6 protein-coding genes are annotated in these 8,426 nt (G+C 71.2%); all 6 read left to right on the plus strand.

Features of this window, described 5'->3' with window-relative positions:
- Positions 1-135 precede the first annotated feature (135 nt).
- A complete protein-coding gene (locus AC2VOK_RS19950) occupies positions 136-858 on the plus strand; it encodes an NUDIX hydrolase (RefSeq protein ID WP_428901986.1) in 723 nt (240 codons plus the stop codon).
- 29 nt (positions 859-887) lie between these two features.
- Positions 888-3,281 (plus strand): hypothetical protein, encoded by a 2,394-nt coding sequence (locus AC2VOK_RS19955; protein WP_428901990.1) that lies wholly within the window; start codon positions 888-890, stop codon positions 3,279-3,281.
- Positions 3,278-6,790 (plus strand): murein biosynthesis integral membrane protein MurJ, encoded by a 3,513-nt coding sequence (locus AC2VOK_RS19960; protein WP_428901987.1) that lies wholly within the window; start codon positions 3,278-3,280, stop codon positions 6,788-6,790. The genes AC2VOK_RS19955 and AC2VOK_RS19960 overlap by 4 nt, the downstream gene beginning before the upstream one ends.
- Positions 6,791-6,858: 68 nt before the next feature.
- A complete protein-coding gene (gene sigM / locus AC2VOK_RS19965; RefSeq protein WP_428901988.1) occupies positions 6,859-7,434 on the plus strand; it encodes an RNA polymerase sigma factor SigM in 576 nt (191 codons plus the stop codon).
- A gap of 40 nt (positions 7,435-7,474) precedes the next feature.
- Positions 7,475-8,242 carry a serine/threonine-protein kinase gene (locus AC2VOK_RS19970; RefSeq protein WP_428901989.1) on the plus strand — a complete coding sequence of 256 codons (768 nt, stop codon included), beginning with the start codon at positions 7,475-7,477 and terminating at the stop codon, positions 8,240-8,242.
- Between the two features lie 95 nt (positions 8,243-8,337).
- Positions 8,338-8,426: hypothetical protein (locus tag AC2VOK_RS19975; RefSeq protein ID WP_428900950.1), on the plus strand; the 89-nt coding region annotated here is incomplete at its 3' end.

Consider the following 8,426-nt stretch of genomic DNA (forward strand, 5'->3'; position numbering starts at 1 on the left):
CTGGCCGCTCATTGTGATTTCGGCCCGGGCTGTCGCGAAGGCGATCGGCCCGATCTGATCAGACATCGGAGAGCCCTTGACGACAACCGGCGAGTATGTCAAGGACACCGGCCCTTGCCAGCTACTATCGCTTGGGTGTCGGAGGGCGAACAAGCCAAACCGCGTCGGCGCCGGGGTCGGCGCCATCGTCGTGGTGCCGCGGCATCGCCGGAGGACCAGATCGGCGGCCAGCCGGCCGGGGGCGCAGCCACGACCAAACCGCGCGCCCCCCGCGGGCCCGAACGCCTGCGCACAGTCCACGAGACATCGGCCGGGGGGCTGGTCGTCGACGGGCTCGACGGGCCTCGAGACTCTCAGGTGGCGGCGCTGATCGGTCGCTTCGACCGGCGCGGCCGGATGCTGTGGTCACTGCCTAAGGGGCACATCGAACTCGGCGAGACCGCGGAGCAGACGGCCATGCGCGAGGTCGCCGAGGAGACCGGGATCCGGGGCAGCGTGCTGGCTGCCCTGGGACGAATCGACTACTGGTTCGTCACCGAAGACCGCCGGGTGCACAAGACGGTTCACCACTATCTGATGCGCTTTTCCGGCGGCGAGCTGTCCGACCACGACGTTGAAGTCGCCGAAGTGGCCTGGGTGCCGGTGCAGGAGTTGCCGTCGCGGCTCTCCTATGCCGACGAGCGGCGGCTGGCGCAGGTGGCCGGCGAGCTGATCGACAAGCTGCAAAGCGACGGGCCGTCCTCGCTGCCGCCGCTGCCGCCCAGCTCGCCGCGCCGACGCCCACAGACCCATTCGCGGACCCGCCATGTCGACAATCCCGCCACGGGCCGCAAGAACGGCCGCGGGCCCGGCCCGTGATCGCGCCGCGATTCTGCTTGGCCGGCTGGATGCGACGTGCCGCGGTGGTCGCCATCGTCGCCGGATTCGCCCTGCTCACCGGTGCCACTCCACCCCGCGCGGCGGCCGGTGAGCCCGGTGCCACGCCATTCGTGCGTGTCCGCATCGACCAGGTCACCCCGGATGTGGTCACCACCACCAGCCCGCCCCTCGTCACCGTCAGGGGGGTGGTCACCAACGTCGGCGACCGCCCGGTCCGCGACGTGGTGGTCCGGCTCGAGCACGCCGCGGCGGTTACCGCCTCCGCGGGTCTGCGCACCTCGCTGGACGGCGGCACCGAGCAGTACCGGCCGGTGTCGGACTTTGTGACCGTCGCCCCCGAACTGCAGCGCGGGCAGGGGGCGGGCTTCACCCTCTCGGCTCCCCTGCGCTCGGTGACCAGGTCGTCGTTCGGCATCGACGAACCGGGGATCTACCCGGTGCTGGTCAACGTCAACGGGACGCCCGACTACGGTGCACCCGCCCGTCTGGACAACGCGCGGTTCCTGCTGCCGGTGATCGGCGTCCCTCCCGACCGCGCCGACGACCTGGACTCCACCGTCGCCCCCGACACGTCCAAACCCGTGTGGATCACCATGCTGTGGCCACTGGCCGACCGGCCCCGGCTGGCCCCCGGTTTCCCCGGCGGCAGCATCCCGGTCCGGCTGGTCGACGACGACCTGGCCACCTCTCTGGCCAGCGGCGGCCGGCTGGACATCCTGCTGTCCGCAGCCGAGATCGCCACCAGCCACGACGTCGACCCCGACGGCGCTGTCGGGCGGGCGCTGTGTCTGGCCGTCGACCCGGACCTGCTGGTCACCGTCAATGCGATGACCGGCGGCTACGTGGTATCCGACTCGCCCGACGGACCCGCCCAACGGCCGGGCACCCCGACGCATCCGGGAACCGGCCAGGCTGCGGCGATCACCTGGTTGGACCGGCTGCGTGCACTGGCCCATCGGCTCTGCGTGGCGCCACTGCCCTACGCCCAGGCCGATCTCGATGCGCTGCAACGCGTGAACGACCCCGGGCTGAGCGCAATCGCCACCGCGGGCGTGGACGGAATCGTCGACCGCATCCTCGACGTCAGCACCACCCGCGGTGCCACGTTGTTGCCAGACGGGCCGCTGACCGGCCGCGCGGTCGACCTGCTCAGCGCCGTCGAGAACGCAGTCAACGGCAGCACCGTCGCCATCGCGGCCGCCGACCTGGCCGCCCACGACGGGCCGAACGGGCCGGGCCGTGACCTTCCCGCCGCGGTCGACACGGCGCCTTGGCGGGTTTCCCCGCACGTGGTGGTCGCGCCGTTCGACCCGGCGGTCGGCGCTGCGCTGGCCGGCGCGGGAATCAACCCCGCAGTCCCGACCTACCTGGATTCGTCGCTGGCGGTGCGGCTCGCGCACGACTCGCAGACCGCGCGGCGTCAGGACGCCCTGGGCTCCATCTTCTGGCACGCCCTCCAGCGTGACGCCGCACCACGAACCCAGATCCTCGTCCCGCCGCCGTCGTGGAACCTGCAGGCCGACGACGCCCAGGTCATCATGACCGCCCTGGCCACCACCATCCGCTCGGGACTCGGGGTGCCGCGGCCACTGCCGGCGGTCATCGCCGACGCGGCGGCGCACACCGCCCCGCCGCAACCGATGGGCCACTACCCCGCGGTGCGTGGCCGGTTCACCAAGAACGTCACCGCCGACATCGCCGGGCAGGTCGGCCGCCTGTGGGGTCTGACCGCCGCGCTGAGCACCGATGAGCGCACCGGGTTGACCGGCAGCGCGTACACCGCGCCGCTGCGGGAGGACATGCTGCGCGCGCTCAGTCAGTCCGAACCACCCGACACCCGCAATGGGCTGGCCGAGCAGAGCCTCGGGATAGTCGGCTCCGCGATCAACGACCTCTTCGGCGCGGTCACGATCGTCAACCCCGGCGGGTCCTACACCCTGGCCACCGAGCACAGTCCGCTCCCGTTGGCTCTGCACAACGGCCTGGCGGTGCCGATCCGGGTGCGCCTGCAGGTCGACGCTCCCCCCGGGATGACCGTGACCGATGTCGGTCAGATCGAACTGCCGCCCGGATACCTGCCGCTGCATGTGCCGATCGAGGTGAACTTCACCAAGCGGGTCGCCGTCGACGTGACGCTGCGCACCCCTGCCGGGATGCGCCTGGGCGACCCGGTGCGGTTGTTGGTGCATTCCAACGCCTACGGCAAGGTGCTGTTCGCGATCACGCTGAGCGCCGCGGCGGTGCTGGTGCTGCTGGCCGGGCGCCGCCTGTGGCACCGGTTCCGCGGCCAGCCCGACCCCGCCGACCTGGACCGGCCGCGGCGTGGAATTCCGCCGCAGCCGAGGCCGGCCGAACTGCACGACGAGTCCGCCCCCGAGGTCGACGAAAAGCACCGGGTATGACACCAGCCTCGCGGCGGGCCTACCCGCAGCCGCAGCCGAACCGGCGGCACCACGCCGCGCCTCCCGCCGCACCGGTTGCACCGGCGGTTCCCCGGCGCGTGGAGCTGTCGGACTCCGCGGTGGTGTCGCGGTCGTGGGCGATCGCCCTCGCCACCCTGGTCAGCCGATTGACCGGTTTCGCGCGGATCGTGTTACTGGCCGCCATGCTGGGCGCGGCGCTGTCGAGTGCATTCTCGGTAGCCAACCAGCTGCCGAATCTCGTTGCCGCCCTGGTGCTCGAGGCAACGTTCACCGCGATCTTCGTGCCGGTGCTCGCGCGCGCTGAGCAATCCGACCCGGACGGCGGGGCCACATTCGTGCGCCGCCTGGTCACCGTGACGACCGCACTGCTGGTGGTGGCGACGGCGTTGTCGGTGTTGGCCGCGCCGCTGCTGGTGCGGCTGATGCTGGGCCGCGTCCCCCAGGTCAACGAGCAGTTGACCACCGCCTTCGCCTACCTGCTGCTGCCGCAGGTTCTCGCCTACGGTCTGACGTCGGTGTTCATGGCGATCCTGAATACGCGCAACGTGTTCGGGCCGACGGCCTGGGCGCCCGTCGTCAACAACGTCGTCGCGCTCGTGACCCTGGCGGTGTACGTCGCAGTCCCCGGCGCGCTTTCCGTCGATCCCGTTCGGATGGGCAACCCCAAGCTGCTGGTGCTCGGAATCGGCACCACCGTGGGCGTGTTCGCCCAGGTTGCGGTGCTGCTGGTCGCGCTGCGGCGCGAGCGCATCAGCCTGCGCCCGCTATGGGGAATCGACGAGCGGCTCAAGCGCTTCGGCGCGATGGCCGTCGCCATGGTGCTCTACGTGCTGATCAGCCAGCTCGGTCTGATCGTCGGCAACGAGATCGCCAGCACCGCAGCGGCTTCCGGGCCCGCGATCTACAACTACACGTGGCTGGTCCTGATGCTGCCCTACGGCATGATCGGGGTGACGGTGCTGACCGTCGTGATGCCGCGGTTGAGCCGCAACGCCGCCGCCGCCGACATCAAGGGCGTGCTCGCCGATCTGTCCCTGGCCACCCGGCTGACCCTGGTCACGCTGATCCCGATCGTGGCGGTCATGACCGTCGGCGGCCCGGCCATCGGCAGCGCCCTGTTCGCCTACGGAAACTTCGGGCAGGTCGACGCCGGGTATCTGGGCATCGCGATCACGCTGTCGGCCTTCACGCTGATCCCCTACGGCCTGGTGTTGCTGCAGCTGCGCGTGTTCTATGCGCGTGAGCAGCCATGGACCCCGATCGTCGTCGTCGTCGTCATCACGGCCGTCAAGATCGCCGCGTCGCTGCTGGCGCCGCACCTCACCGGAGACCCCAACCTGGTGGCCGGCCTGCTCGGCCTGGCCAACGGCGTCGGGTTCCTGGCCGGTGCGGTCGTGGGCTACCTGCTGTTGCGACTGGCGCTGCTGCCCCGCGGCGGTCACCTGGTCGACGCGTCCACGGTGCGGACCATCTTGGTGACGACAGCCGCGGCACTGCTGGCCGGGTTGCTGGCCCACGTCGCCGACCGCCTGCTGGGCCTGGGCCGGCTCACGGCGCACGGTGGTGGTGCCGGTTCGCTGCTGCGCCTCCTGGTCCTTGCGACCATCATGGTGCCGATCATGGCGACGGTCATGCTGCGCGCTCAGGTCCCCGAGGCACAGGCGGCACGGGAGGCGGTCGGGCGCCGGATCGGGCGCCGCGACGCGCGCGCGGCGGGGACGGCGGCGGCCGGCAAAAAGAACGGACCGTACGGATCGTCCGGTGCGAGCCCCGTCACGTACCCTGAGCAGAGCCATTCGTCCCTGCCGAGAGTGAATACGGTCAACGCGTCTCGCAGGCCGCTGGAGCGGGCAGGCAAAGCCCGGATACCGAAAGGACCGGAGGTGACCGACCGCCCCACGGACAGCGCCGCACCGGGCGCCGTGTCAGGCTCCGAGCTTCCACGGCCCATGCCGGACGCCTTCCAGCCCGATGCGCCCCGCGAGCGTGGCGGGGAATCGCCGCCGTCCGAGGACACGCACCTGGTTCCCGGCGCGCGGATCGCCGGCGGCCGCTATCGACTATTGGTCTCCCACGGTGGTGCACCACCGCTGCAGTTCTGGCAGGCACTCGACACCGCGCTGGACCGGCAGGTGGCGCTGACGTTCGTCGACCCGAATGGTTCCCTACCCGACGACGTGGTGCAGGAAATCCTGTCCCGCACGTTGCGCCTGAGCCGGATCGACAAGCCCGGTGTCGCCCGCGTGCTCGACGTGGTGCACACCGGTTCAGGCGGCCTGGTGGTCTCGGAATGGATTCGCGGTGGCTCGCTACAGGAGGTGGCCGACACCGCGCCCTCGCCCGTCGGCGCCGTGCGCGCGATGCAGTCGCTGGCCGCCGCCGCCGAGGCCGCCCACCGCACCGGTGTGGCCCTGTCCATCGACCACCCGAACCGGGTGCGCGTCAGCATCGACGGCGACGTCGTGCTGGCCTATCCCGCGACCATGCCCGACGCCGATCCGCAGAGCGACATCCGCGGCATCGGCGCTGCGCTCTACGCCCTTCTGGTCAACCGGTGGCCACTGCCGGAGCCCGAGCCGCGAGGCGGGTTCGCCCCCGCCGATCGCGACGCCAACGGCGTCCTCGTCGAACCCACGGTCATCGACCGCACGATTCCCTTCCCGATATCGGCCGTCGCCGTGCGGGCGGCGCAAGAAGACGGCGGCATACGCAGCGCCTCGACGCTGCGGAACTTGCTGCAGCAGGCGACCGCAGTGGCCGACCGCACCGAGGTCCTCGGCCCGGCCGACGACACCCCGGCGTCGGTGCCGCGTCGCCCGGCCGCCGGCGACCCGGCCGTCTTCGCGCGCCGACGCCGCAACGTGTTGATCGGTGTCGGCGCGGGCCTGGCGGTCCTCGTGGCCGCACTCCTGGTGCTCGCCTCGGTGGTCAGCAAGATTTTCGGCAATGTCGGCGGCGGCCTGAACAAGGACGGGCTCGGGCTCAACGGGCCCACGTCGTCGTCGGTGGGGTCGGCTGTCAGCACCGCCCCCGCCGGCAGCGTCGTCAAGCCCACGACCGCCACCGTCTTCTCCCCCGACGGCGACGCCGACAATCCGGGCCAGGCCGGGCTGGCGATCGACGGCGACCCCTCCACCTCGTGGGAAACCGAAACCTACACCGATGCCGCTCCGTTCCCCTCCTTCAAGAACGGGGTCGGGCTGATGCTGCAGCTGCCGAGCCCGACGGTGGTCGGCGCGGTCTCCATCGACAGCTCCAGCACCGGCACCGCGGTCGAGCTTCGATCGTCGCCCACACCGAACCCGGCGAAACTGGACGACACCACACTGCTGATGCCGGCCGTGACACTGCATCCCGGTCACAACGTCATCGCGGTCACGTCTACTGCACCGACATCGAATCTGCTGGTGTGGATCTCGACGTTGGGCAGCACCGACGGCAAAAGCCGCGCGGCGATCTCGGAAATCACGGTTGCGGCCGCGTCCTGAACCTGCCGTGCACAGCCTGCAGCTCGAGGTGAAGTGCCCCCCGGTAGGCGATTGGCTACGGTCCGGGCGTGGGGTGCAGGGGTCAAGGCCAGCGGGAACGTACCGATGCCGAGCTACTGGCGGCACACGTCGCCGGCGACCGCCACGCCTTCAGTGAGCTGTTCCTCCGTCATCGACGCCAGTTGCATCGGCTGGCCCGGCTGACGACCCGCAGCGCCGAGGACGCCGAGGACGCACTGCAGGACGCGATGCTCTCGGCGCACCGCGGGGCCGGCGCTTTCCGTCACGATGCCGCGGTGGGCAGCTGGCTGCACCGCATCGTCGTCAACGCCTGCCTGGACCGGCTGCGGCGCGCCAAGTCGCGTCCGACCGCCCCGCTGGAGGACGTGTACCCGGTGCCCGATCGCACCGCCCAGGTGGATACGGCGATCGTGGTGCACAAGGCCTTGATGCGGTTACCGGTCGAGCAGCGGGCCGCGGTCGTGGCGGTCGACATGCAGGGCTACTCGATCGCCGACACGGCCCGGCTACTCGGCATCGCGGAGGGCACGGTGAAGAGCCGATGTGCCCGGGCGCGGGTCCGGCTCGCCGAGCTGCTCGGATACCTCGAGGCGGGCGCGAATGCGATTCCCGACCAGTCGTGAAACGTGGCCATCGGGCTGCCTATGACGGAGACTGGGGCAGATGGAGGAAGCGGAGAGCGATCCGGCGCGCCGCCGCGATGCGGAAGGCGGCCCGCCGCTGACGGTCGACGCCCTCGCCGACATGCAGGCCGGCCTGCTGGGCGACGAGGATGCGGCGCGACTACGCCGACGGGTTCGCGCCGATCAACGGGCCCAAGGGGTGCTTCGGGCCCTCAACCGGGTGCGCCGCGACGTCGCCGCTGTGGCCTCAGATCCGGTGTCGGCACCCGAGCCGCCGCCCGGCGTCACCGCCAGGGTCTCCGCCGCGCTGCGCTCGGCCGGACCGCCGTCGGGCCGCTCACCCGGACCTGCCCACTCCGCGCGGCCCCGCATCCGTCCGGCACGCGTCATCGCGGTGTCGGCGGGATTCGCCGCAACGCTTGCCGGGATCGGGCTGGGTACGGCCGCGCTGATTCACGCGCCCGCTTCCACGCCGAGCACGGAGGTCACCGCCGAGCACATCACGGTGTCGGCACTGCCCATGGCGATCCCGCTGTCGCGGTCGGAGATTCTCGACCTACTCGACCGCGGCCCCGACTACGGCCCGCTCCGAGACCCGCAACGGCGCGCCTCCTGCCTCACCGGCCTCGGATATCAGGCCTCCGCCCAGGTGCTCGGCGCGCGTCCGGTTCAGATCAACGCCCGTGCCGGCGTCCTGCTGGTGCTGGCCGGGGACACACCCGGCAGCCTGGCGGTCTTCGCCGTCGCGCCGAGCTGCAGCGCCGCCGACACCGGACTGCTGGCCGACACCCAGGTCCCGCGCGCTTAGTGTGGTGCGATGTGCCGTGGGACACGCTCGGGAACAGCGCTGCCCGCCCTGGTGTTGAGACGATTCCATGCAGCGTCATTTGTGAGGAGGTTCGTATGAGCGCCGACACTGTTCACGAGGTGATCGTCATCGGTTCGGGTCCTGCGGGTTATACCGCGGCGTTGTACACCGCGCGGGCGGAGTT

The sequence above is a fragment of the Mycobacterium sp. TH-M116 genome (assembly GCF_057473685.1).